Source organism: Streptomyces sp. NPDC051738 (assembly GCF_044453205.1).
Lineage (GTDB): Bacteria > Actinomycetota > Actinomycetes > Streptomycetales > Streptomycetaceae > Streptomyces.
In genome coordinates this window covers 282,261-305,152 of sequence record NZ_JBITCM010000013.1, presented here as the reverse complement: position 1 = coordinate 305,152, position 22,892 = coordinate 282,261, and the positions used below count along the sequence as shown (strand labels likewise).

The 22,892-nt window shown below is 68.4% G+C and carries 23 protein-coding genes; 16 read left to right on the top strand and 7 right to left on the bottom strand.

Annotated elements, in window-relative coordinates:
• Positions 1-35: 35 nt before the first annotated feature.
• Together ACIA8X_RS29520 and dhaM are read right to left on the bottom strand one after the other, a co-directional pair.
• A complete protein-coding gene (locus tag ACIA8X_RS29520; protein WP_399459524.1) occupies positions 36-332 on the bottom strand; it encodes an HPr family phosphocarrier protein in 297 nt (98 codons plus the stop codon).
• Entirely contained in the window at positions 316-708 is a 393-nt protein-coding gene (dhaM, locus tag ACIA8X_RS29515; protein ID WP_399459523.1) for a dihydroxyacetone kinase phosphoryl donor subunit DhaM, read from the bottom strand. The genes ACIA8X_RS29520 and dhaM overlap by 17 nt, the downstream gene beginning before the upstream one ends.
• A gap of 61 nt (positions 709-769) precedes the next feature.
• Between dhaM and ACIA8X_RS29510 the strand changes: the two genes are divergently transcribed.
• From ACIA8X_RS29510 to ACIA8X_RS29465, 10 genes are all read left to right on the top strand, one after another.
• On the top strand, positions 770-1,549 hold the full coding sequence (locus tag ACIA8X_RS29510) for an IclR family transcriptional regulator (RefSeq protein WP_399459522.1): 780 nt from the start codon (positions 770-772) through the stop codon (positions 1,547-1,549).
• Positions 1,550-1,866: 317 nt separating this feature from the next.
• Positions 1,867-2,628: an MIP/aquaporin family protein gene (locus ACIA8X_RS29505; protein ID WP_399459521.1), complete on the top strand. Its 762-nt coding sequence runs from the start codon at positions 1,867-1,869 to the stop codon at positions 2,626-2,628.
• 12 nt (positions 2,629-2,640) lie between these two features.
• Complete coding sequence (gene dhaK, locus ACIA8X_RS29500; protein ID WP_399459520.1) at positions 2,641-3,639, top strand: dihydroxyacetone kinase subunit DhaK; 999 nt, start codon at positions 2,641-2,643, stop codon at positions 3,637-3,639.
• A gap of 136 nt (positions 3,640-3,775) precedes the next feature.
• Positions 3,776-4,417, top strand: a complete 642-nt coding sequence (gene dhaL, locus ACIA8X_RS29495; protein ID WP_399459519.1) for a dihydroxyacetone kinase subunit DhaL — start codon at positions 3,776-3,778, stop codon at positions 4,415-4,417.
• Positions 4,414-6,117: a phosphoenolpyruvate--protein phosphotransferase gene (locus ACIA8X_RS29490; RefSeq protein ID WP_399459518.1), complete on the top strand. Its 1,704-nt coding sequence runs from the start codon at positions 4,414-4,416 to the stop codon at positions 6,115-6,117. Before dhaL (ACIA8X_RS29495) ends, ACIA8X_RS29490 begins: the two co-directional genes overlap by 4 nt.
• Before the next feature lie 3 nt (positions 6,118-6,120).
• The gene (gene dhaK / locus ACIA8X_RS29485; protein ID WP_399459517.1) at positions 6,121-7,113 is read left to right on the top strand and encodes a dihydroxyacetone kinase subunit DhaK; all 993 of its coding nucleotides are present in this window, start codon (positions 6,121-6,123) and stop codon (positions 7,111-7,113) included.
• A 67-nt stretch (positions 7,114-7,180) separates the two neighbouring features.
• On the top strand, positions 7,181-7,849 hold the full coding sequence (gene dhaL / locus ACIA8X_RS29480; protein WP_399459516.1) for a dihydroxyacetone kinase subunit DhaL: 669 nt from the start codon (positions 7,181-7,183) through the stop codon (positions 7,847-7,849).
• 499 nt (positions 7,850-8,348) lie between these two features.
• Positions 8,349-10,385 carry a nitrate- and nitrite sensing domain-containing protein gene (locus ACIA8X_RS29475; protein WP_399459515.1) on the top strand — a complete coding sequence of 679 codons (2,037 nt, stop codon included), beginning with the start codon at positions 8,349-8,351 and terminating at the stop codon, positions 10,383-10,385.
• A gap of 609 nt (positions 10,386-10,994) precedes the next feature.
• The gene (locus ACIA8X_RS29470) at positions 10,995-11,372 is read left to right on the top strand and encodes a hypothetical protein (RefSeq protein WP_399459514.1); all 378 of its coding nucleotides are present in this window, start codon (positions 10,995-10,997) and stop codon (positions 11,370-11,372) included.
• Entirely contained in the window at positions 11,369-12,529 is a 1,161-nt protein-coding gene (locus ACIA8X_RS29465; protein ID WP_399459513.1) for a caspase family protein, read from the top strand. The genes ACIA8X_RS29470 and ACIA8X_RS29465 overlap by 4 nt, the downstream gene beginning before the upstream one ends.
• A gap of 663 nt (positions 12,530-13,192) precedes the next feature.
• Here the strand turns inward: ACIA8X_RS29465 and ACIA8X_RS29460 are convergent.
• Positions 13,193-14,860: a hypothetical protein gene (locus ACIA8X_RS29460; RefSeq protein WP_399459512.1), complete on the bottom strand. Its 1,668-nt coding sequence runs from the start codon at positions 14,858-14,860 to the stop codon at positions 13,193-13,195.
• Positions 14,861-15,073: 213 nt separating this feature from the next.
• Here ACIA8X_RS29460 and ACIA8X_RS29455 point away from each other — a divergent pair, with 213 nt between their 5' ends.
• Positions 15,074-15,223, top strand: a complete 150-nt coding sequence (locus ACIA8X_RS29455; protein WP_399459511.1) for a hypothetical protein — start codon at positions 15,074-15,076, stop codon at positions 15,221-15,223.
• Positions 15,224-15,319: 96 nt separating this feature from the next.
• Here ACIA8X_RS29455 and ACIA8X_RS29450 read toward each other — a convergent pair whose 3' ends face one another.
• Both ACIA8X_RS29450 and ACIA8X_RS29445 read right to left on the bottom strand, forming a co-directional pair.
• A complete protein-coding gene (locus ACIA8X_RS29450) occupies positions 15,320-15,850 on the bottom strand; it encodes a GNAT family N-acetyltransferase (protein ID WP_399459510.1) in 531 nt (176 codons plus the stop codon).
• The gene (locus tag ACIA8X_RS29445) at positions 15,835-17,088 is read right to left on the bottom strand and encodes a helix-turn-helix domain-containing protein (protein WP_399459509.1); all 1,254 of its coding nucleotides are present in this window, start codon (positions 17,086-17,088) and stop codon (positions 15,835-15,837) included. Before ACIA8X_RS29445 ends, ACIA8X_RS29450 begins: the two co-directional genes overlap by 16 nt.
• A 250-nt stretch (positions 17,089-17,338) precedes the next feature.
• Between ACIA8X_RS29445 and ACIA8X_RS29440 the strand changes: the two genes are divergently transcribed.
• The 5 genes from ACIA8X_RS29440 to tgmC all read left to right on the top strand — a co-directional run bounded on the left by ACIA8X_RS29440 (position 17,339) and on the right by tgmC (position 20,683).
• Positions 17,339-17,755, top strand: coding sequence for an ATP-binding protein (locus ACIA8X_RS29440; protein WP_176181113.1), 417 nt, complete (start codon positions 17,339-17,341; stop codon positions 17,753-17,755).
• Between the two features lie 67 nt (positions 17,756-17,822).
• On the top strand, positions 17,823-18,113 hold the full coding sequence (locus tag ACIA8X_RS29435) for a hypothetical protein (protein WP_399459508.1): 291 nt from the start codon (positions 17,823-17,825) through the stop codon (positions 18,111-18,113).
• Positions 18,114-18,232: 119 nt separating this feature from the next.
• Complete coding sequence (gene tgmA / locus ACIA8X_RS29430; RefSeq protein ID WP_399459507.1) at positions 18,233-18,535, top strand: putative ATP-grasp-modified RiPP; 303 nt, start codon at positions 18,233-18,235, stop codon at positions 18,533-18,535.
• Between the two features lie 5 nt (positions 18,536-18,540).
• Positions 18,541-19,503, top strand: coding sequence for an ATP-grasp ribosomal peptide maturase (gene tgmB / locus ACIA8X_RS29425; protein ID WP_399459506.1), 963 nt, complete (start codon positions 18,541-18,543; stop codon positions 19,501-19,503).
• On the top strand, positions 19,493-20,683 hold the full coding sequence (gene tgmC / locus ACIA8X_RS29420; RefSeq protein WP_399459505.1) for an ATP-grasp peptide maturase system methyltransferase: 1,191 nt from the start codon (positions 19,493-19,495) through the stop codon (positions 20,681-20,683). Before tgmB ends, tgmC begins: the two co-directional genes overlap by 11 nt.
• Here the strand turns inward: tgmC and ACIA8X_RS29415 are convergent, their stop codons facing one another.
• On the bottom strand, positions 20,684-22,360 hold the full coding sequence (locus ACIA8X_RS29415) for a mobilization protein (protein ID WP_399459504.1): 1,677 nt from the start codon (positions 22,358-22,360) through the stop codon (positions 20,684-20,686). It lies immediately after the preceding gene.
• Positions 22,361-22,364: 4 nt separating this feature from the next.
• The gene (locus ACIA8X_RS29410; protein ID WP_399459503.1) at positions 22,365-22,856 is read right to left on the bottom strand and encodes a plasmid mobilization protein; all 492 of its coding nucleotides are present in this window, start codon (positions 22,854-22,856) and stop codon (positions 22,365-22,367) included.
• Between the last annotated feature and the right edge of the window lie 36 nt (positions 22,857-22,892).

Sequence of the window (22,892 nt, the reverse complement as noted above, 5' to 3'; positions counted from 1 at the left end):
GCCGAGGCTGGTTTCGTGCCGCTGGTGGCGGTCGGTCACTCGGCGGTGGCGAGGATCTGGGCCAACGCTGTGACGGCCTGTTCGGCGTCGTCGCCCTCGGCATGGACGGTCACGGTGCTTCCGACAGTGGCGCCCAGGCCCATGACGGCGAGGACACCGGTCGGATTGACCGTCCGGTCGGCGTACTCCAGTTGTATGACACTGGTGAATGTCGCTGCGGCCCGGGCGAGTTGGCCGGCGGGTCGGGCGTGGAGGTTGGCGGGCAGGACGACGGCCATCTCGTGCTTGGGCGCGGTCGTGGCGCTCGTGGTGGTGTCAGAGCTTGTGGACATTGCGGGCCTCCTTGGCTGCGTCTGTGACGGTCTTCAGGTCGGCGCCGGAAGCGGCGGTGACGACGGCTGCGACGGCTCCCTCGACGAAGGGTGCGTCGACGATCAGGACGTCGGGGCGGGGATGGTCTTCCAGGACGGTGCGGGCGGTCAGGACGGAGCTGCCGAGGTCGGGCAGGACGACGACGCCGGCTCCGCGGTCGACGCTGCGGATGGCGGCGAGGACGAGGTCGTAACTGGTGCCGATCCGGCCGTCGTCGGTGCCTCCGGCGGTGGCGAGGGGAACCGTGTCGGAGCCGATCTGCTCCACCAGCAGGCGAAGGCCCGAGGCGAGCTCGGCGCTGTGGGACACGAGTACGATGCCGACAGATGCGCTCATGAACAATCACCGTAGATGTCAGAACGCTGTTCAGCAATAGTGAACCAGGGAGAAATTTTCGATGGTGCAGGCGGTGCAGCGGGCGGTGCAGATATTGCGGGAGCTCGCGTCCACCGGGCCCCGGCTCGGAGTGACCGAGTTGGCCGACCGTCTGGGCGTGGCCAAGCCGACCGTGCATGCGCTGCTGCGCACGCTGGAGGCCGACGGGCTGGTGGTGCAGGACCGGGACAGTTCGAAGTACCAGCTCGGACCTGGCCTGGTGCAGCTGGGCAACGCCTACCTGGACACCCAGGAGCTGCGCACCCGCTCGCTGACCTGGGCGGACCAGCTCGCAAACCGGACGAACGAGGCGGTGTGGGTGGCCGTGCTCACCGGTGACCACGTCCTGGTGGTGCACCATGCCTTCCGGCCTGAGGGGGCTGTGCAGATCCTCGAGGTGGGCGCCAGCATCCCGTGGAGCACGTGTGCTCTGGGCAAGGCCATCGTGGCCTTCCTTGCGGCCGGCGAGCGTGAGCGGCTGCTCGCGGATGAGCCGGCGGTGCTCACCGGCGCCAGCATCACCGATGCGGAGGAGTTGGCAGGTCAGCTGAAGGAGGTCCTCAGGACGGGGTATGCGATCGAGGATCAGGAGTCCGCGATCGGGGACGCGGGTATCGCATCGCCCGTCTTCGACCGCTCCGGCGAGGCGGTCGGCGCTCTCGGCATCGTCGGCCCCGTGGAGCGGCTGCTCGCCGAATCGGCACGTCAGGAGCTTGCGGTCGCCGTTCGGGAGACCGCCCGCAACCTCTCCCGCGATCTGGGCGCCCCCCGTGGGGCGGCCGCACGCAGCACGATGACCTGACCTGCCCCCGCGGTGGCGGTCGTCCGCCCGCCCCTCATTCAGGCCCCTCGGCAGCCGTCGAGGGGCCTTCTTCGTGTCGACGGGAAACGCCAGGGCTTGCCGAACCTCTTGACAGGCCGGAAACGCGGCGTTAATTTCCGGAACAACGTTCATCCATAGTGAACGATCTGCGGCCGGAGGCTTAAGCTCCCCGGCTTCCCCCTGAGCGGCCGCCAGGTTGCCCGACCCTGACCACCTGGCGGCCACCTCCCTTCACATCCCGCTCCACGCGGAGGAGGTGAGACGCCCAAGCCGCCGCTCGGCGCTGGGCGCCTTCCATGGAAGAAAACACTTACCCACAGAAGCTCGTGGCCGAGATGCTGGGCACCGCAGTGCTGGTGTTCATCGGCGTCGGCTCGGTCCCCGCGACGCTCATCGTCGGCGGCGACGCCCCGTTCACCATGGCGCAGCTGGGAATGATCTCGCTGGCCTTCGCCACCGCCGTCATCGCCATGGTCTATGCGATCGGCCATATCTCCGGCTGCCAGATCAACCCGGCCATCACCCTGGCGCTGGCCGCGACGAAGAAGATGCCCTGGCGAGACGTCCCCGGCTACATCGCGGCCCAGGTGGCCGGGGCGGTGCTGGGAGCGCTTGCGATCGTCGGGGTGCTGGGGAAGAAGGCGGTCGACGTCGGACTCGGCATCGCCGCCTACGGCACCGGAGTCGGCGCCGGCCAGGCGTTCTTCGCCGAAGCCGTGGGCACCTTCATCCTCGCCCTCATCGTCTTCGGTGCCATCGACCGCCGCGCGGCCGGCGGCTTCGCCGGTCTGGCCATCGGGCTCGGCGTCTTCGCGATCATCATCCCGGTGGCGCCGGCCACGGCGGCATCGATCAACCCGGCCAGGACGCTGGGCCCGATGATCACGGGCCAGCTCTTCGACGGCACCGTCCACTGGAATCAGATGCCGGTCTACATAGCCGCCGAAGTGCTCGGCGCGGTTGCCGCCGGCGTCCTCTACACCGCCCTCAACGCCCGCCGCTCGGCTGCCACCGCAGGTGCGGCCGAGAACCAGCTGGCCGAGACCGCCTCTGCCTGAAGGAGTCCTGTCATGAAAAAGTTCATCAACTCCCCTGAAGCGATGCTGGCCGAGGCGCTGGCGGGGATCGCCGCAGCCCACCCCGGCCTGAAGGTCGACGCGGAGAACAGGGTGATCGCCCGCGCCGCGGGTACCAAGCCGGGCAAGGTCGCCCTTGTCTCCGGCGGCGGATCCGGGCATGAACCCCTGCACGGCGGCTTCGTGGGGCGCGGCATGCTCGACGCGGCCTGCCCCGGCGAGGTCTTCACCTCTCCCGTGCCCGGTCAGATGCTGGCCGCGGCCCAGGCCGTCGATGGTGGCGCGGGCGTGCTGTTCATCGTGAAGAACTACACCGGTGACGTCCTCAACTTCCAGATGGCCGCCGAACTGGCCGCCGAGGAGGGCATCACGGTGGAGACCGTCCTGGTCGACGACGACGTCGCCGTCCAGGACTCCACCTGGACCGCCGGGCGCCGGGGCACCGGAGCCACGGTCTTCGTCGAGAAGATCGTCGGCGCGCTCGCCGAGCACGGCGCCGACCTCGCCGCCGTGGCGGAGATGGCCAAGAGGGTGAACGCCGCCTCCCGTTCCTTCGCCGTCGCTCTGACCGCCTGCACGACCCCGGCCTCCGGCAAGCCCGGCTTCGACCTGCCCGAGGACGAGATGGAGGTCGGCGTCGGCATCCACGGCGAACCTGGCCGCCGACGCGAGAAACTCCGCCCCGCCAAGGAGATCGTGGCGACCGCGCTGGACGCGATCCTTGCAGACCAGCCGCTGACCGCCGGTGACAAGACCATCGTCATGGTCAACGGTCTGGGCGGCACCCCGCTCATCGAGTTGTACGTGGTCTTCAACGAGGTTGCCGCCGCACTCGCGGACAAGGGTGTGGTCGTCGCCCGCAGCCTCGTCGGCAACTACGTGACCAGCTTGGACATGGCGGGTGTTTCTCTCACCGTGTGCAAGGCCGATGCCGACATGCTGTCCCTGTGGGACGCGCCCGTGAACACCCCGGCCCTGCGCTGGGGCATCTGACCGAGCCGGGGGCGGGGCCACGCGCGACGCGAGGGCCGGGCCGGGACCTTCCCGCTGTCCGCCCGCCCGGACCGCATCCCTCTCGTCTTCCCCCCGCCCCCGGCTCACCCCACCGCCAACCAGCCCCGTACCGACCATGAACGGAGACTCCGTGGACACCGACCTCGCCCGCACGTGGGTGCAGGCCATCGCAGCCGCCGTGGACAAGCACAAGGACCATCTCACCCAGCTCGACTCGGCCATCGGCGACGCCGACCACGGCACCAACATGCACCGCGGCTTCTCCGCCGCCGTCACGGCCTTGGCCGGCTACGAGCCGGACACCGTCGGGGCCGTACTGGTCAAAGCCGGCACCACCCTCATCTCCACCGTCGGCGGCGCCTCCGGACCGCTCTACGGCGGTGCCTTCCGCGCCATCGGCAAGGCCCTGGACACCTCCACGGCCGACACCCGGCAGTTCGCCGCCGCCCTGGCCGCCGGCCTCGCGAGCGTCCAGAAGCTCGGTGCGGCCGCACCCGGCGACAAGACCATGATCGACGCCTACGCTCCGGCACTGGCCGCGTTCCAGCAACAGGCCGACGCCGGAGCCGACTTGGCCGCCGCGGCCGTGACAGCCGCCGACGCGGCCGAAGAGGGCATGCGCGCCACCACCCCGATGCAGGCCCGCAAGGGCCGCGCCTCCTACCTCGGCGCCCGCAGCATCGGCCATCAGGACCCGGGCGCCACCTCCACCGCCCTCGTCTTCCGCGCCCTCGCCGAGACGCTGGGGGACCGATGACCGACAGCCGCACCTACACCGGGCATGCCGCCGCACCCGGCATAGCCCTCGGCTTCGTCCACCGCACCGACCGGCCACCCACGAGAACGGCGCTGCCCCACCGCGCGGGGGGCGACCCCACGCAGCAGATCACCGACGCCTTCGACGCCGTAGCCACCCGCCTGCTCGACCTGTCCACCTCGCTGCGGGAACAGGGCAAGGACGAACAGGCCGACATCATGGAGGTCAACGGCTACATCGCCCAGGACCAGGATCTGCGCGACCAGGCCGTCAAGAGGGCGAACGACGGGCAGCCGGTACCCGTTGCCGTCCGGCAGGCCATCGACTCCTACGCCGGAACCATCGCCGCCCTGGACGATCCCACCCTTGCCGAACGCGCCGCGGACGTCCGGCAGGTCGGCCGCCGCGTCCTGGCCCACCTCCACGGCGAGACGGGCCCCGCCCCGGACCAGCCCCTCGTCCTGGTCGCCCACGAGATCGGCGCCGCCGACCTGCTGGAACCGGGCCAGACGGTCACCGCCGCCATCTCCGTGACCGGCGGCCCTAATTCCCACGCCGCGATCGTCGCCCGCTCGCGGGGCATCCCCTTCCTCCTGGCCGTCGACCCCCAGCTGCTCGAACTGCCGGACGGGCAGGAGATCCTGCTCGACGCCGACCAGGCCAGCGCGGTCGCCCACCCCGACGACGAGGAACGCACCAGGGCCCTACGAGCGATGGAGACCGCCCGAGCCCGCAGGCTCGCCCTCGCCGAAGAGCGCCACCTGCCCGCCGAGACACTCGACCGGCACCGCATCGCTCTGCGGGCCAACGTGGCCACCCCGGCCGAGGCCCGCGCGGCCCTGACCACGGGTGCCGAAGGTGTCGGCCTGCTCCGCACCGAGCTGCCCTTCCTCAACCGTCCCGCCTGGCCCACCCGCGAACAGCACGCGGCCACCCTCGTCCCTGTGCTGCGCGCTCTCGCCGGGCAGGTCGTCACGGCTCGCACGCTCGACTTCGCCGACGACAAACTGCCGCCGTTCCTCGCCGAGGGCCGTGACGGCGGGCGGCTCGGGCGCGGCCTTCCCCTCATGCTCGCCCAACCGGACGCGTTCGCCGACCAGTTCCGCAGCCTGCTCAGCGCCGGAGCCGACACCGACCTGCGCATCATGATCCCCATGGTCGCGAGCGTCGACGAACTGCGCGCCTGCCGACGCCTCCTGCATGCCGCAGCCACCGAGGCCGGCGTTCCGATGCCACCTCTGGGGATCATGGTCGAGCTCCCCGAAGCCGTCGCCGCGGCAGACGACCTCGCCCGCGAAGCCTCCTTCCTCTCCATCGGCAGCAACGACCTCACCTGCCAGATCCTGGGCCTGGACCGGCGCGACCCCACCGCGACCCCGGCCATGGCGGCACACCCCGCGGTACTCGACGCCATCGCCCGTGTCGTCACCGCCGCCCACCGCCACGATCGTCAGGTCTCCGTCTGCGGCGACGCCGCCGCACACCCCCTCGTGACACCCCTCCTCATCGGCCTCGGCTGCGACAGCCTCTCGGTCGGCCCCGCCGCCCTCGACGAGGTCCGGGCCCGCATCCGTCGGCTCCGTCACGACACCTGTGCCTCCCTGGCCGCCGTCGCCCTCACCCGCGAAACCCCCGAAGAGGTCTGGCGACTCGTCGAGCAGTGCTGCCGGCCTTCGCTGCCCTGGGAAGAAGCGGCCTGAAGCATGAAGAAGCTCATCAACTCGCCCGATCACGTGCTCGACGACGCTCTCGTAGGTGTGGCCGCCGCGCACCCCTCGCTGACGGTCAACCCGTCCGACCGCTACATCGCCCGCGCGGGCGGACCCACCCCCGGGAAGGTCGGCCTGGTGTCAGGCGGCGGATCCGGGCATGAACCGCTGCACTCCGGGTTCGTCGGGTACGGGATGCTCGACGCGGCCTGTCCCGGCGAGGTCTTCACCTCTCCCGTGCCGGACCAGATCCTCGCTGCCACCCGGGCCGTGGACGGCGGGGCGGGTGTCCTGCACATCGTGAAGAACTACACCGGCGACGTACTGAACTTCCAGATGGCAGCCGAGTTGGCCGCCGACGACGGCGTGCGGGTGGAGGGCGTCGTGGTCAATGACGACGTCGCCGTGGAGAACAGCACGTGGACGGCGGGCCGACGCGGCACCGGGGCGACCGTGTTCGTGGAGAAGATCGTCGGTGCGGCCGCCGAACTCGGCGCGGACCTGCGCACGACCGCGGCTTTGGGCCAGGAGGTCAACGACCGGTCCCGATCCTTCGGGGTGGCGCTCACGCCGTGCACGGTGCCCGCGTCGGGCAAACCCGGCTTCGAGCTGGGCGAGGACGAGATCGAGCTGGGCATCGGCATCCACGGCGAGCCCGGTCGCGCCCGCGCCAGGCTGGCCCCCGCCAGGGAGATCGTCGGTGTCGCACTGGACGCCATCCACGCCGACATGCCGCTCTCGGGCGGAGTGCTCGTGATGGTCAACGGCCTGGGCGGCACCCCGCTGATCGAGCTGTACGTCGTGTACGCCGCCGTTGCCGAGTGGCTCGCCGGACATGGCGTGTGGATCACCCGCAACCTGGTCGGCAACTACGTCACCAGCCTGGAGATGGCCGGCTGCACGATCACGGTGTGCCGGCTCACGCCACAGCTCACCCATCTGTGGGATGCCCCGGTCGTGACCCCCGCACTGCGCTGGGGACGCTGAGCGGCCTCGGCCCCCGACGCCAGACCGTGCCTGACCGTACAAGACCGTGCGAGGGAGAGGGACGACGATGGACGCGATCATGTTCCGGGCCTGGATCCATGAGGCCGCCCGATCGGTAACCGAGAACGCCGAGCATCTGACCCGTCTCGACTCCGCTGTAGGCGATGCGGACCACGGCATCAACATGCGCCGTGGCCTGCAGGCAGCGGTGGCGATGCTGGACGAAACCAACCCGTCCACCCCCGGTGCGGTGCTCGCCACTGTCGGCCGGGCATTGATCAGCAAGACCGGCGGGGCCTCGGGGCCGCTGTACGGCACCGGGTTCCGGCAGGCTGCTCGGACCCTGGGCGAGGATCCCGACGTCTCCGCGGCACAACTGGGGGCGGCGTTGGCGGCTGCCCTCACCGGCATCCAGCGCATCGGCGCGGCGCTGGAGGGAGATAAGACGATGATCGACGCCCTCAGTCCGGCCGTGACCGCCTACCAGGCTGTCATCGACACCGGCGGCGACCTGATCAGCGCCACCCGCGCGGCGTCCGACGCCGCCGTGTGGGGCCTGAAGCAGACCGCCGGCATGCAGGCCCGCAAGGGCCGCGCGAGCTATCTCGGCGCCCGCACCATCGGCCACGAAGACCCCGGCGCGGCGTCGACCGTGCTCATTCTGTCCGCCCTCGCGACCGTCAGCTCGGCGGGCGAGCGGAAGCGCGAGTGGCCAGGTGCGGGGGCGGCGTCTTGAGGGTCGTATCCCGCGTGTGCCGCAGCGATTCGGGGCCGATCACGGCCGTATCGGTCAGGTGCCGGGACGGCGCAGACAGTAATCAGTAGTCCTCCTGCACGTTCGGTTGGCCCACGGCGGCCGACGCGGCCTCGCCGCCGGCACGGTCAACCTCCCCGTCGACGCCAGGCCCCACCCCCGCCGGCACAGACGAAGGACGCCTGAGCCCCGGTACCGAGCGGATCGCCACAGCGACCGCCGCCGGCGACGCGGTCGCGGCCTCGAACAGCTCCGAGAACGACGCGTAGTTCGCGTCCGCAGGCACCTGCCGGAGGACGCACGAGGCCCTGGCCTCATTCATCGACGTCACGACAAGCGCACTCGCGCGATGCGCGGCGCGTCCGCGATGCGTGGACGCGCCCCTGAATCGAGCACGTTCAACGGCGGGGAGTAGGTGCGAGGGCAAGTGCAAGGACAACGGGCCGGCAGCCGGAGGGGGTTCGCCCCGAGTGACTGGAGTGTGCGCACCCAACTGCTGGCCGTGGTGGTCATCCCGATCGTCACCGCGCTCGTACTCGGCGGCCTGCGGATCGGATCAGCCGTGCAGAACGCACACGACATCGACAACGCCCGTCAGCTCGTCCCTGTCATCGACAAGGTCACCAGGCTGTTGGACGAGATCCAGGACGAACGCGACCTCACCGCGCTCCACGTCGCGGCCGGGCGTACGGGCGACAACAGCCGACTCGAAACGCAGCGCTCGAAGGTGGACGCGGCGCTCGCCCGGGTCCGTGCAGAGGCCGCACAGGCTCACCGCGGGACGCACCCAGCCCTGGACACCCGGCTCGCGGTGCTCGACACCATTGGCCGGAAGGTGGCATCTCTGCGCCACACGGTAGCTGAGTCGAAAATGCGTACGCCGTCAGTGGTCTACGCATACACGCCGTTGATCGCCGAACTCACCGACGCCCTTGACCTCCTCGCGCCGGACATCGCCCACCAGGGCCTCGCCGTGAGGGCTGACGCGCTCGAGACCTTCGCCGGGGCCACGGAGAGGGTCTCCCTGCAACGCGCGCTGCTCGGCGGGGTACTGACCCAGGGACATTTCGATGCGAACGAGGCCCAGGGACTGGCCGTCGCCCGTCAGCAGCAACAGGCACTGATGGACCAGTTCAGGTCCAGTGCGCCGCCGGCCCAGCGCCAGTTCTATGAGCGCACCGTCACCGGAGGGGACGTCGACAAGGCGGAGGCGCTCCAGAAGCAGGCGCTCGCCCAGCAGGGCACCGGCCGCCTCCGCCTCGACGCCGACACATGGATCGACACCGTGACGAGCAAGCTCAAGCTGATGCGAGTGGTCGAGAAGCGGCTCGTCGGATCGCTCGAAGAGGAGAGCTTGCGCGAGCAGCACCAGGCCGAGCGCTCAGTTTTCATCGCCTCGCTCGTCGAGCTGTTGATCCTCCTGCTGACGTTCGGCGTGTCGTACGCCCTTGTGCAGTCCATAGTCGGTCCGCTGCACACCCTGCACGCTTCCGCTCTCGAAATCGCGGAACGCCGCTTGCCCGAGGTGGTCCGGGTGCTGCGGGTTTCCAGCGGCGCGCAACTGGAGCCCATCGAGGTCGAGCCCACGGCCATCGACTCAAGCGACGAGATCGGCGGTGTAGCCCGCGCGTTCGACGACGTCCATCTCAACTCCGTACGGCTGGCGTTCGAACAAGCCCAACTGCGAGGCCGCATCAATTCGATGTTCGTCAATCTCTCGCAGCGCAGCCACGGCCTCGTGGAACGGCAACTGGAGCTGATCGACCGTCTGGAGAACGGCGAGCAGGACCCCGACCTGCTCGCCGCCCTCTTCAAGGTCGACCACCTGGCCACCCGCATGCGCCGCAACGGGGAGAATCTACTGGTCCTCGCAGGCGAGAAGGCGGGGCGCCGCTGGAGCGCCCCGGTCCGGCTCGTGGACGTCCTCCGGGCGGCCATCAGTGAGATCGAGCAGTACCAGCGGGTGCAACTGCGCGGACTGGTCACCGCGGACGTCGACGGCCGGGCAGTGAACGACATCGTCCACCTCATTGCGGAGCTGCTGGAGAACGCGACCACGTACTCCTCGCCGGACACCGAAGTGCTCGTCACGTGCCGACTGCTGTCCGGCGGCGGCGCGAAGGTCGAAATCCGGGACAACGGCATCGGCATGTCCACGCAGGACCTTTCGGAGGCCAACGAGAAGCTCCTGAACCCCCCAGTCGTCGACGTCGCGGTGGCGCGGCGCATGGGCATGTTCGTCATCGGACGGCTCTCCGGCCGCCACGGCATCCGCGTCCAGCTCCGCAGGTCATCCCCCCACGGCGTCGCAGCAGTGGTCACGTTGCCCCAGAAACTGGTCCGGGAACACGAAGATCACATGGATCCTCCCGGACTGTCGGCCAGGTACAACGCGGAAGGACGCCTCACCGGCTGGCGCAACTACGACACGCCCGAGCAACTCGACGAGAGCGCTCTGGCCAGACGTGCGCACCGGACACGCCGTCACGGCGCCCGCTCGGCCGGCGGGAGGGAGTAAGCGTCGTCCCGACCCTCGCCGAGCCACGGTCGATGAGCGGCACCGTGCCCTGATCGCGTCCGCCGCTGCCGCAGCCCTTGCGGCGGTGGAAGCAGAGCTGCCTTCTCACCGGAGACCCGGGCAACGAGACCAAGACAGCTCCGGGCCGGGGTACTCCGTCACGGAAGCCTTGCACCTGAAGCTCGCTGTAGTGAACGAACACATCCGGACCGCCACGCACCGCTCACGCAAACGGCCCCGGACGAGACGTCCGAGGCCGAGTAGAAGCCCTCTCTGGGGGAGAAACCCCAGGTCAGCGGCGTAACGCGTTGTGCCCCCGGCAGGATTCGAACCTGCGACACCCGCTTTAGGAGTTTTCCCTGGGCAGGGCTTTGACCTGCGGAAACGTTGACTGAGGTACGTCTGGCCTGGGAAAACTCCCCTCCGTAGTTCTCACGTGTTCGCGGGGTTTCCCGGCCTCATGTGTGCTGAATCCGTTTCGCAAGGATGTCTGTGCAACAGAGCGACCGGTCACCGGCATGGCACGGCACATCGTTCCGGCGAACGCCTCTCGCGGGCTGCGACTTTGGCCGACGATGGGATCGCAGGTGCCGAGCGCGAATAGTTGGTATGGGGACAGGGGGCGTTGTGCGCGTTGATCTGCGTATGGAACACGGTGCGAGTGACCTGCGCTCACTCCACACTTGGCTGCGGAGTGACGCGGGTGTGCGCCGATCGACCACCCTGGAGCTGCAGGAGGCGTCACTTCAGCCAGGGCAAATGGGATCCGCTGTCGAGGTGATCAAACTGGTGACCGAGAACGGGTGGAGTGCGGCCTCGTTCGTGATGGCCGTCGTGGCGTGGAAGCGGACGCGACCGCAGAATCCCCATATCACGATCAGCCGCGACGACACCACCGTCTCGCTCACGAACTGCAGCCACGAAGAAGTGGAGCGCGTGATCCGGATCCTGAGCGAGAGGCAGGACGGGGAGGGGCAGGGCGAGTGACTGTGCTGCCCGACCCAGGAGCATCACGGGCCGTCCTGATCGGCTCCAGTCGATTTGATCACCTGGAGCAGCTTCCGGCCGTCGCTAACAACCTCACCGCGCTTGCTGATGCCCTCTGTCTTCCCGCTTCCTGGGGCCTGCCGTCGCAGAACTGTGTGGTCGTTTCGAACCCGGCATCCAACGATGAAGTGATGGCGGAACTCAGATCCGCTGCCAAGCAGGCCCGCGACACGCTGCTCGTGTACTACGCAGGACACGGGTTGATCGACCTGCAGAACGCCTTGCAGCTTGCGTTGCCCAAGTCGCATCAGCAGCGCGTGGAGTCGGGGCTTCCCTACGACTATTTGCGCCAAGCGGTTCTGGATGGTCCGGCAGAGCGGCAAGTGATCGTGTTGGACTGCTGCTTCGGCGGCCTGGCCCTCGGGGCGATGGCCGGCCCGCCGGAATTGGTGGATCAGGCATCTGTGGATGGAAGCTACCTCTTGGCAGCAGCGTCGGAGACGAGTTACGCCCTGGCGCCGCCCGGCGAGACCTACACGGCCTTCACCGGCGAGCTCCTGGAAGTCCTTCGCACAGGCATACCTGGTGGGCCGGAGCTGCTGGAACTCGATGCCGTATACCGGCACCTGCGCCTCGCGCTCGGAGCCAAGCAACGCCCCATGCCGCAAGCTCGCAACAGAAACACCAGCGCTCGACTGGCACTTGGACGGAATCGAGCCTTCCTGCCTGGACCTCCTGTAGGTACCTCCGCCGGCCTGGACTTGATCAGCCGCACTTGGCCTGCACCGGAGGGCATCCGCACTGTCCAGGGGTTTATCGCCAGGCTTCAGAACGTTCGTCAGACGTCCGGCTTGACCCAGAAGGCGGTTAGCCAACGGTCGGGTGGGCGGATTTCGGAAGGCAGCGTCAGTAATCTGCTCACTCGCGAGACCCTGCCCAGGACATGGACGGCTGTGCCAACCTTCTTGTCCGCTTGCGGTGTGCCGGACGAGCAGGTGGAGCAATGGCACGCAGCCTGGACGAGACTTCGGGCGGAACAATCGAGCCTCAGTGGCGCTGTGCAGCCGCCGGAAGGTCAGATTCCGAAGCCTGCTGTAGGGACAGGAGGCGCCTGGCGGAGGCTAACCAGCCGTATCGGGAGACCAAAGGCGCGTTAATCCTCGGTGCCTACGGGGTCTGGGAAACCTGGGAAGTTGGACTTATCTGTTGGGGTGTTGTGCCAGGCTCGTCCGAGTCGCTTCCGAAGATCGTATTCCAGAGGGCGATGGCCACGATCACTGCAGCCACGATGGTCCACGTGGAAGGCTTCTTCGCCCGCCTTGAGACCGCTGTCGGCCTGACGTATGTGGCTGCCCGGTAATGCCCCTTGCGGTACTGCGCCATCGCGAACCCTCCCCCGAGGTCAGCATGGACGAGCTGCTCGTCCTGCCGAGCAGTGTGGCAGTGCGCCGGGGTGTTTGAAGGTGAGTTGAAACCATACGGCTGGATTTCATTCACCGGATGTGGTCTCCACCGAGGTGCTCGGGCACCTGTGGGACCCATGATCCGTCGGTACCTGCTCAACCGGCCTCGGTATCGCACGTGGCACACCCGTCAGCCGAACTCACCCTGGTCCCGGCGGCGTCTACGCCAGCCACGAAGAACCCGACACCACCTCATGGACGAAGGATCCACGCCTGGATGCTTACACCCATAGAGGTCGGGATTCTCCGCCTCGCCCTGCATCCTCGTCATCCGCCTCGTCCGCACCGCCTACGACACCGAAGGATGAGCCGACGTGGGCTACTAGAAGAGGGTGCCGCCCAATCAGGTGGCAGCCCTTACCGCGGCACGGTCACTGCCATAAGTTTGCCGTCCCCAAGGTGGAGCCAGCCCCGGCCAGGAGCGACAGGACTGCCGATAACGGAGTCACCCGTCTTGATACCGATCCAATCACCGGCGTGCCGCTCCTGAGGAGACAGTAGGAGTCCGCGGTGGGCTCTCTTTGCTTTGCCCAGCCAGCGATAGCTCGGCCCAAGCTTGTCCTCATTGCCTGCCAGGACCAGCGCCGTACCCTCGGCGAAGCCGTGTTCCAACAGGTTTCGCAGCACACGCTGGGCATCGCACTCGCCCAAGACCTCAGCGTCGTCCATCACGACAACCACCGGTTCCTCAATGGATGCCACTGCCAGGGCCTCCTCAAGTTCGTCGTGCCCGATGTCGCCTTGATCGAAGCAAGCCACTACGCCGACCTGATCAGCCAACTCCCGAAGAGGCGACGGCTTGGGCGTGGCTAAGGCGAGCTGGGTGCCAGATGCGAGCAAAGAGCGTGCGATGTTCACCAGTGCCGTGGAGCGACCTGACTTTGCGGGCCCGGCCACAACGAACGCGGGAGCCGTGCCAGAGGCCAGATCGGGGCCATAGGCGGTCAGGTCGGCGCCCCCGACACCCGCAAGTGCCCACAACCTCGGTGCCGCCGGGTCGCGCAGTGTCCACGCTTCATCGAAGCTGATGCTGGATGGCAAGGACGCAGAGCGTTTCTGCGCCTCCAACGCATCATGCGCCGCGTCCCACAGGCCGAGCAACAGGACGTGATCTTCTTGCGTCAGGCTCGCCATGTGGGAGAAGGCGACAAGTGCCTCCCGCTCGGGCAGCTCATCGTGGGTGTACCAGCGGATCCACGCATCCGACGAGATGCCCGTCTGCTCCTCCATGTCAGTGAAGGACCACTTGCGCTTCAGCCTGTGTTCGTCAAGGCGGCGATGCAGCGTGACCAACTCCAGCCGCGCCGGAGAGTGGTCCACCTCAAACTCTCTGCTCTTCACGCCGTAGAATGTTGCGTTCGCTGGCCGTTGCTCCTCCGCGGCGTCAGCCATCCTGACGAAGCCTTCGCTACGGCGCACTACACCAAGGAACACTCTCAACGCATCCTTGTCGTGCCACAGGGCCTGCGCCGCGTTGAGGATTAGTCCCTTCAATGACTCATGCGCGTAGTTGAACTGCACAGAGTCTTGGCTGGCGTTGGTCGGTGTCTCCGCGCCGGCTGGTGGCTCTTCTGCTGCCTGCCGGTTCGGGGCCTCGGTGTCCTGCTTCGGCAAGTCCTCGGAAGGGGCAGTCGCGTCGTTCGCGCCATCATCTCCGGCGGATGCTGTGGTCTCTGCCGGAGGGTGTACTGACGCTTGGGCGACTGTTTCCCTGACGACCTGCTTCCACAGGCCCTTGAAGCGATCAACTTCGCCGTCTACGTCGCTGTGTCGAGCGAATTCGGCCAGGGCACGGGTGATGACCTCAAGTCGGCCCAACGGCGGTAAGTCCGGCTTCTGGAACGTGTCCAACACTGCTTGGTGATTCACGATCCAGTAGTCCTGCGCATCCTTTCCGACGCAGTCGCGAATAGTCCGCGCTGATGGGAGCCCCGCGTCCAGCCTCAGATCGTGGAGCTCGTCGTTCAGCTTCTTTAGGTCAGGCTGGTCCGAGAGATCGGGCCTCTTCCACGGCTGAGCGGCCACTATCTTTGCCCCCTCCTGGTACTTCTGCGTCAGGTCCTGTAAATCAGGCGCGTTGGTGCCTGCACTCGCGGGCGTCAGGATCTGTCACGCCTGTGACTCAGCGGCTGTTCTTGGCCAATGCTGTCAGCGATCGTCTTGAGCCGTCAGGGCCATCTGGGAAGCGCCCACGCTGGATGCACAACTCAGTCGGTGCCACACGGAAGGTAGATCCTCATGGAACAGATCAGCGTGCGCCTCGCAGTCCTCCTGCTGGTCGGAGTCCTCGTCGTCGCCCTGACCCTGCATGCGCCCGAAGTCGGGGCGGCCTTGGTGGGAGCCACTGCGGTGGTGGCACTACTAGCCCAACTCATGGGCCGGGAATGACTCTGCCCGAGTTTAGAAGCTTGTAGCCATGGGCCACCTGATCTCCCAAATCATCGGCTTTCACCGTCGCCTGAATGGTGGGACACCCGGAGCGGTTCAGCCCCGAAGGTCTTGGACCATCACCGCGTACACCGGTGAGTCGGCGAACGGCTGCTGCTCGCCGACTTTGGCGTACCCCCACGACTCATAGAGTTCCCGCACCTTGGGGTGGGTGACGTCGACCAGGAGCACGGCGAGGTCTTCCGTACGTTCCTTGAGGAGCGCCTCGTGCAATCGCTCGGAGATGCCCTGCTTGCGCCAGCCAGGGCGCACCATCACCTCGGACACGGCATACGTAGAGGTGTAGCCGGTCTTCGGCTCGTAGCCCGTGGAGCGCCACCACTCCCGGCCGGGGGCGAGCGGGGCGCCGTAGGCGAAGCCAGCGGGCTCCTCTCCGTCGTAAGCCACGACGCAGGAGAAGCCCTCCATGCCGGTCCAGTGGTCGACGAACCAGGCGAAGCGCTGGTGGAAGGGGTCGTCCATCTGGTCGGCATAGGCGTCGGCGTGCACGTCGATGAGCATCTGCCGGAAGCCTTCGGGGAGGCTCCCGTGCTGGAAGTGACGTAGGTCGGTCACGCTCGACTCCATTCGGTGCGCATGCGGTCTGCCCAGTCTCGTGCGTAGGAGGTGGAGGGGGACAGGGCGAACAGGCCCCGGTGGAAGTCGCCGATGAGCGTGCGCATCCGGCCGGGCATGGGATCGCCGTCCATGATCGTGAAGACATCAGCGGCTGTCACTGTGGCTTGTTCGGCGTCGCCCTGGTGCAGTTGCGCGAGGGCGAGCTGGGCCGTTGCGAGCGCCCTGTTGCGCCGGAAGGGCTCCGGGATCTTGGCCAGGGCCCGGTGTGCCATGGCTTCAGCGTGGGTGTGGTGTCCGCTGTTGTAGTGGACGATGGCGGCGAGGTGATCGAGTTCGGCCTGGCCGTAGAAGGCTGTCCAGCGTGGGCGCTCGCGTTCCGGAGTCTTGGTGAAGGCGTCCTGGGCCGATCCGAGGGATCGCCCGGCGATGCGGCCATCACCGAGTGCCGCGTAGGCGAGGGCGGCGCGGACGCGACCCAGGGAGTCGAAGAACGGGTCACGTCGTGCGGCCGGAGAGGCTTGTGCGGCCTGCGCTGCCGCGAGCGCTTCCGGCCAGTTCTGGCGCTGGTAGGCGAGCATGGACAGGTTGACCCACACCCGCATTTCGGTGGGGCCGTCCTGGGAGAGGCCGGCGTACGTCGCGGATTCGTTCAGGTGCCGTTGCGCCTGATCGAGGTTGCGGGCGTCGATGCAGGACCAGGCCGCGATGGTGGAGTACTCGGCGGCCAGCGCGTACAGGGCTCGGCGGACGCGTTCACCGGCGTTGCGCTGCTGCAACTCCAGTACGCCGTCACGACCCTTCGCCGCCGCCTTCTCCAACTCCACGTGTCCACCCTGGCGGTCGTCGGCTTCTACGAGCGCGTTCATCCCGGCGGCGGCCCGAGCCACATCTGACATGCCGACCGTGCGGCGCTGGGCGACCAGTGGAACCGCGCCAGCTGCGGTCCCGGTGGCCGAGGCGATGAAGGTTCGACGCCGCACAGGGTCCTCCTGCGGGTGGTGCATGGTGCGTGGTGCGCTGAACCCTAAGTCCTCGACGGGGCAGCCGAACACCCGCTCCAGCGCCGCGCATGTGCGGCCGATGGGGCGGCGGGACGTTCCGTTCAGCAGGTTGCGGACGGTGCGGGCGGAGACGTCGCCGGGCCTGCCGGTGATCTCTGCCAGCGCAGTGTTCATCCGACCAGCCAATTCATCCTGGGTGAGCCCGAGTTCATCCATCCGGCTCTTGAGGATGGCGTTCGCTCCCATGCCACTGACCGTAGACCGGCGGTCACCGACCGATCCAGACACCAGGTCACGGGAACGCAAAGTCTTCCGGGTCGGGGCGGCCAGCGCGGGCACGACTTTTCCTGTTCCTCACGGGCCACAGGCCGTTGACTCGGTAGCAGCCCGTCGAGGTCCTGATTCCCCTTTCCTCGACGGCATGGAGGAGAGCCCGCCCCGGCGCCACCCCGTCGCGGGGGCGGGCGTCCACCCCCGGAGGGATGTTCCTGTGACCATGACCGCAGCCCGACCTACTGCGACCGGCACCCCCGGTTACACCGAGACGATGCCGTGCGAGCCGGAATCCGCTCGCCGGGCCCGCATGCTCGTCTCCGCCGCACTGAGCACCTGGGGCATAGGCGAGTTGGCTGAGGCCGGGGTGCAGATCGTGGCTGAGCTGGTCAACAACGCAATCGACCACACCCGGTGCCGGAACGTTCGTGTCCTGGTCACGCGTCCCAGCCAGGGCGTGGTGCGTATCGGCGTCGCCGACACCTGCAGGGAAGGCCCCGAGCTGGGCAGCCCCGACGACGATGCCGAGGAGGGGCGTGGCCTGCTCCTGGTCGAGGCCCTTAGCTGGAGATGGGGATACGACCGGAAGCGCTGGGGCAAGGTCGTGTGGGCCGAGCTGGAAGTGCCAGCCAAGTGCTGAGACCTCGCGTGGTGTTACGGCTGATGCCTGCTGACGAGCTGGTGGACGACCCAGCGCGGAAGCGTGCGTGGAGCTCATCATCCTCGGCCCACTCCGCTCGACAAGTGACCCCGGCACCGCGATATTCGCTGAGCCCTTGCGCATCACCCCAGTGGATCTCTTCAGGCTGCACATGGAGTCGGCCCATGCACTTGGGGAAATCCGAGCCGAAGCCACGGGGGCGGAGATCGAGTACAAGCGGCGTCTCAACCGGTGGCATGAGGACGGCCGAGTCGCGGTCGAGTCCATGGAACCGGAGGTAGTGCTCCTTGCGCGCGTGCTTGAGGCAATGCGCCGGGAAGCTCTCGCGCCGGGCTGACCCGGTTCCAAGGGGCGACCGGCGCTCCACGACTTCCGCTTGGCGACTCGATGTCCGAGGCGCTGGGCGGACGAACAAGGCAGGCCAAAGCTCAGAACTTTCCCGGAGAAAGGAAGACCGTGTTCAACTACATGGACCGATTCCCCACCGGCAGCCCGCTGCCACAGGGACACCTGACCGCCGCTCCTTGGGGCCTGCGCCGCATCGCCCCATACCCGCTCGTAGCGGCGCCGGACTACGTGACGGTGGAACTGGACCCGGCGACGCAGACCGCCCGGTACCTGGACGCGGCCGGAGCGCCCACCATGTCTCCGGGGCACGGCACATCGTCCGGTACCAATCCGTCTACTGGCACCACGGGCCAGGGCGACCGCAACAGTGACTCCCCGGACAGCGACACGGGGAACGACACCGACCAGTGACTCCAGTGACGAACGACGATCGTCCGGTCCTGGTCGTCACGAACCTCGACGACCCGACCGCGGACATTGTGATCACCGAGCTGCACGACCGGGGTGTCCCGGTCGTGCGGTTCGACTCCGGTGACTTCCCGGCCACTCTGTCGTGCTCCGCCTCCATCGGCGACACCGACAGGTGGCGAGGAAGCGTGCAGACTCCGAGTCGGCGAGCCGACCTGGGCGCCGTGAGGTCCATGTACTACCGGCGCCCCTCTGGGTTCGCCTTCCCCTACCTCGACAGGCAGGAAGAGCGGTTCGCCATCGCGCACGCGCGCTACGGGCTGGGTGGCATCCTCACCTCGCTGCCCGGCTGCCTGTACGTAAATCACCCCAACCGCATCGGTGACGCCGAGTACAAACCGGCCGGGCTCGCGACCGCGGCGGCGGCCGGCTTCACCCTGCCGCCCACGCTGATTACCAATGTGCCTGACGATGCGCGGGCGTTCATCGAGGATCACAGCCCGGCCATCTTCAAACCCATCTCGGTTCCGCTCTACCTGGTCGACGGCAAGGCCCAGACTGTGCCCGTAACCGAAGTGACCGCCGACGAGATCGACGACGCGGTGGCCGGCACCATGCACCTGTTCCAGAAGTGTGTGGACAAGGTCGCGGACGTCCGAGTGACGGTCATCGGCGAGCAGGTCTTCGCGGTGCGAATCGACTCCGGCCTCCTCGACTGGCGCACCGACTACGGCACCCACACATACACGCCCGTCACCCCGCCGCCCGAGGTGGAGCATGCCATGCGTGCCTACCTGAAGCACTTCGGGCTTGTCTTCGGGGCATTCGACTTCGCCTTGACCGACTCCGGCGAGTGGGTCTTCATCGAGTGCAATCCTTCGGGGCAGTGGGCATGGATGGAGCCGCCGACCGGGCTGCCCATGACCGCGGCACTCGCCGATCTCCTGGAAGGAGGACTCCGTGGCCGGTGAGCCTGATGCCGAGACAACGGCAGCCGACCTCCGACGGCAGCTGGCCGCCGGACTGGAGAAGGACGGCTGGCTGCGGTCACCTCAGTGGCGGGCTGCCGTTGAGGCCGTGCCCCGCCACGTGTTCATTCCGCGCTTCTACCGGGAAAGCGACGGCCTTGGTGTCACCACCTGGGAGCCGGTCACCGAGGCGAACGTCGGCCACGAAGAGTGGCTCCGGCTCGTCTACTCCGACGAGACCTGGATGACCCAGTTCGACGGCCGGGACATCGACTGGGCCGATCCGAAGCCGATCACCAACGCGGTCCCGACCTCGTCGTCCACTCTGCCGAGCCTCGTGGTCCGGATGCTCGAAGACCTGGACGTACACGAAGGCATGAACGTACTGGAAGTCGGGACAGGCACCGGCTACTCGACTGCACTGATGTGCCACCGGCTTGGCAATGAGGCCGTGACCTCGATCGAGACGGACGAAGGTGTGGCACGGCGAGCCCGCGAGGCTCTCGCGAGGTCCGGCTATACCCCTGACCTGGTGGTGGGCGACGGCCGCGTCGGCCACCTCGACGGAGGCCCCTACAACCGGCTGATTGCCACGTGCGGCTTCCGCAACATCCCCCCTGCCTGGCTGGAGCAAGTGCCGCCCGGCGGCGTCATCCTGACCACTCTGCGTGGCTGGATGCGCTCCCTCGGCCTGGTGAAGCTCATCGTCACCGGCGCCAGCGCGAGCGGCTGGTTCAGTGAGGACGAACCGAGCTTCATGATCGCCCGCCAGCAGGACGCGCCGGAGAGCCTCGGCACGGTGCCGGGGCCCGACGCTGGCACGAAGCGGAAGGTCACGTACGGGCCGGAAGTCCTCACCAGTTCGGGGCCCGGCTTCATGGCACAGCTCGCGGCGCCAGATGCCCGCTTCTTCTCCATGTCGGTCGACGCCGCTCCGGTGAGCACGTTCGTGCTGGACAGCGGCACTGATTCGTTCGCCGTCCTCGCTCCCACGGACAACGGTTGGGAGGTCCGCCAGGGCGGCCCGCGCCGCCTCTGGGACGCAATCGAGTCGGCGGTGGCCACCTGGGAGGAGTACGGCTCACCGAGTACCGCCGCGTTCGGGGTGACGGCCTCCCGCGATGCGCAGATGGTCTGGCTCGGGAACCCGAACGGCCCTCAATGGCCGCTTCCACCCTCGTGATCAACGCCGCCGAGCCTGATGCTCCTGCGCAGGCGGTACGGCTGGGTGTTCTGGCACATGACGGGCATTTGCTGCCTGCGCTCTCGGTCCCGGCGCGTGGCGTTCGCCGAGGCGGCGGACGCGCCAAGTAAGGGCGCGGGCGGGGCTGAGGGCGTCGTCCAGGGTGCGCTGGCTGACTGCGCGGTCGAGGACCGTGGCCGCGTTGTGCCCGGCTGCTTCCGCCTCGGCGAGCACGGTGGCAAGGGCGTCCCAGACGGGGTCGGTCAGGATGCCTTCGGCGTGCTCGGGGGCTGCCTGCTGCACGTGGTGGGCGTAGCGGCGTTTGGTCTGCGGGCTGGGTGCCCGGCTGGCGAGGCCAGCCAGTACCGGTCCGGCGATCTGCACGTACGCGGCCTGCAGGTAGATGAGGGTCTGCTCGGCCGCCGCCTGCTGCTGGGTGTGCTGACGGGTGCGGTGCCAGTGCATCGCGTAGGCGACCGCGGTGAGCGCGACGTCCAGCAGCAGCGCCAGGCCGGCACCGTCTCCATGTCGTGCAGGGTCCTTCCAGATCGCCTGGACACTGCGGCGCAGGGCGCAGGCACTGGCGTCGTCGGCAGCGATGCGGGAGCGGGTGGCGCGCTCGAAGGCGACGGCGGCGCGTTCGAGTTCGGCCCGCACCGTGGCGGGGGCGGTGAGCGGGAGCAGATCGAATGCTGCGCCGAGCGCGGCCAGCTGGCCCTGAGCCACTTCGTCGCTGCTGCGGGTGAGGTGGTGGGGGATGCGTTCGGTGGCGGCGGTGGCCTGGTGCCAGGGGTTGCCCGGCCGGACGGCTTTCGGTTCGGGGGTCGTGTTGGTGAGGCGTTGGCGGATCTTGGGCAGGGAGAGGTCGCCGGCGAGGGTGGAACCGGCGTAGAACACGGGCTCGCCCTTGTCGTTGATGTCACCGGGCAGGGCGAAGTTGCAGCCGAGCGCGTCGCCGGAGGGGCCGCGCTTGAGGCGCACGGTCACGCCAGTGGCCTCCAGCAGGGCGAAGAACTCGGCCTCGTCCGTTGCTGCGGCGACGGCACGGCGGACCCGCAGGCGCAGTACATCGCGGGTGGCCGCTTCCTGACCCAGGCGCTTGGCCTTGAAGTGCTCCTTGCTGGTGGGGCGCTTGGCAGCGGTGCCGTCGCCCGGCTTCAACCGCCTCAGCCGGTAGTCGACTTCGATCTGGCGGGCTTCGCGCTGAACGGCCCGCTGGTCGTAGTCGCGCTGGGGGCGCCGGCCGTCCTGGCGGACGAGGGTGGCGGCGATGTGGATGTGGTCGTCGGCGTGGCGGACGGCCACCCAGCGACACGCTTCGGCGTCGCCTTCGGGGGCGATGCCGGCGGCGGCCACGATCCGGCGGGCGATGTCGGCCCACTGGTCGTCTGTGAGTATCGGGTCTTCGGGTGCGGCACGGACGGGGCAGTGCCACATGGTGTACTTGGGTGCCCTGTCGCCCAGCATCTTCACGGGCTGGTCGAGCTGAGCGGCGAGCTGGGCCTCCACCTCCTTCGGGTCGCGGTGGGGGCTGCGGCCAGGGTCGGGGGCGAAGTCGTTCCAGGAAGCCACCAGGTGTGGGTCGATGTGCTCGTTGGCCCGGCCCTTGCCGAAGAGGTAGCCGATCGTGCGGCGGGTGGCGTGTGGCCCCTTGCCGAGGATGATCTTCGGGATCAATGGTTCACCGCGCCTCTGTGATCTGGGCGACGGCGGTGTCCACCGCGGCGATGGACGCCTCGACGCGGTCCAGGAGCCGTTGGACGGTGTCGGGGTGGGGCCAGGCGCCGTCCTTGTTGAGGTGCCAGGTGAGCTGGTTGAGGTTGTTGCCGAGCCAGGCGAGCTGCCGGTTGGCGGCCATCAGGGTCTTCACCATGGTGCGGTAGTCGGCGACGGCTGCGGTGGGGTCGTCGGCGCGGGCGGCGGCGAGCGCGCACTCGGCGACGTAGCCGCCGGGCTTCATGCGGCTCAGGGCAGCAGCCTTCTGGACGAGCTCGAACTCGTCGTCGTTGTAGCGGGGATGAACGCGGCGCTCACGCAGCTGCTTGTCACGCAGACGACGACGCGGCGCGGAAGTCTGCGGCGCGTTCGACGACGGCTCGACGGCCCCTCCCTCGGTCGGCTCCCCCGGGCCGGCCGACTCCGGCGCCCCCTCGGCGACGGGTGCCTCCGCCACCCCAGGGGCGGAGGCCGGGTAAGGACTCCTTACCCG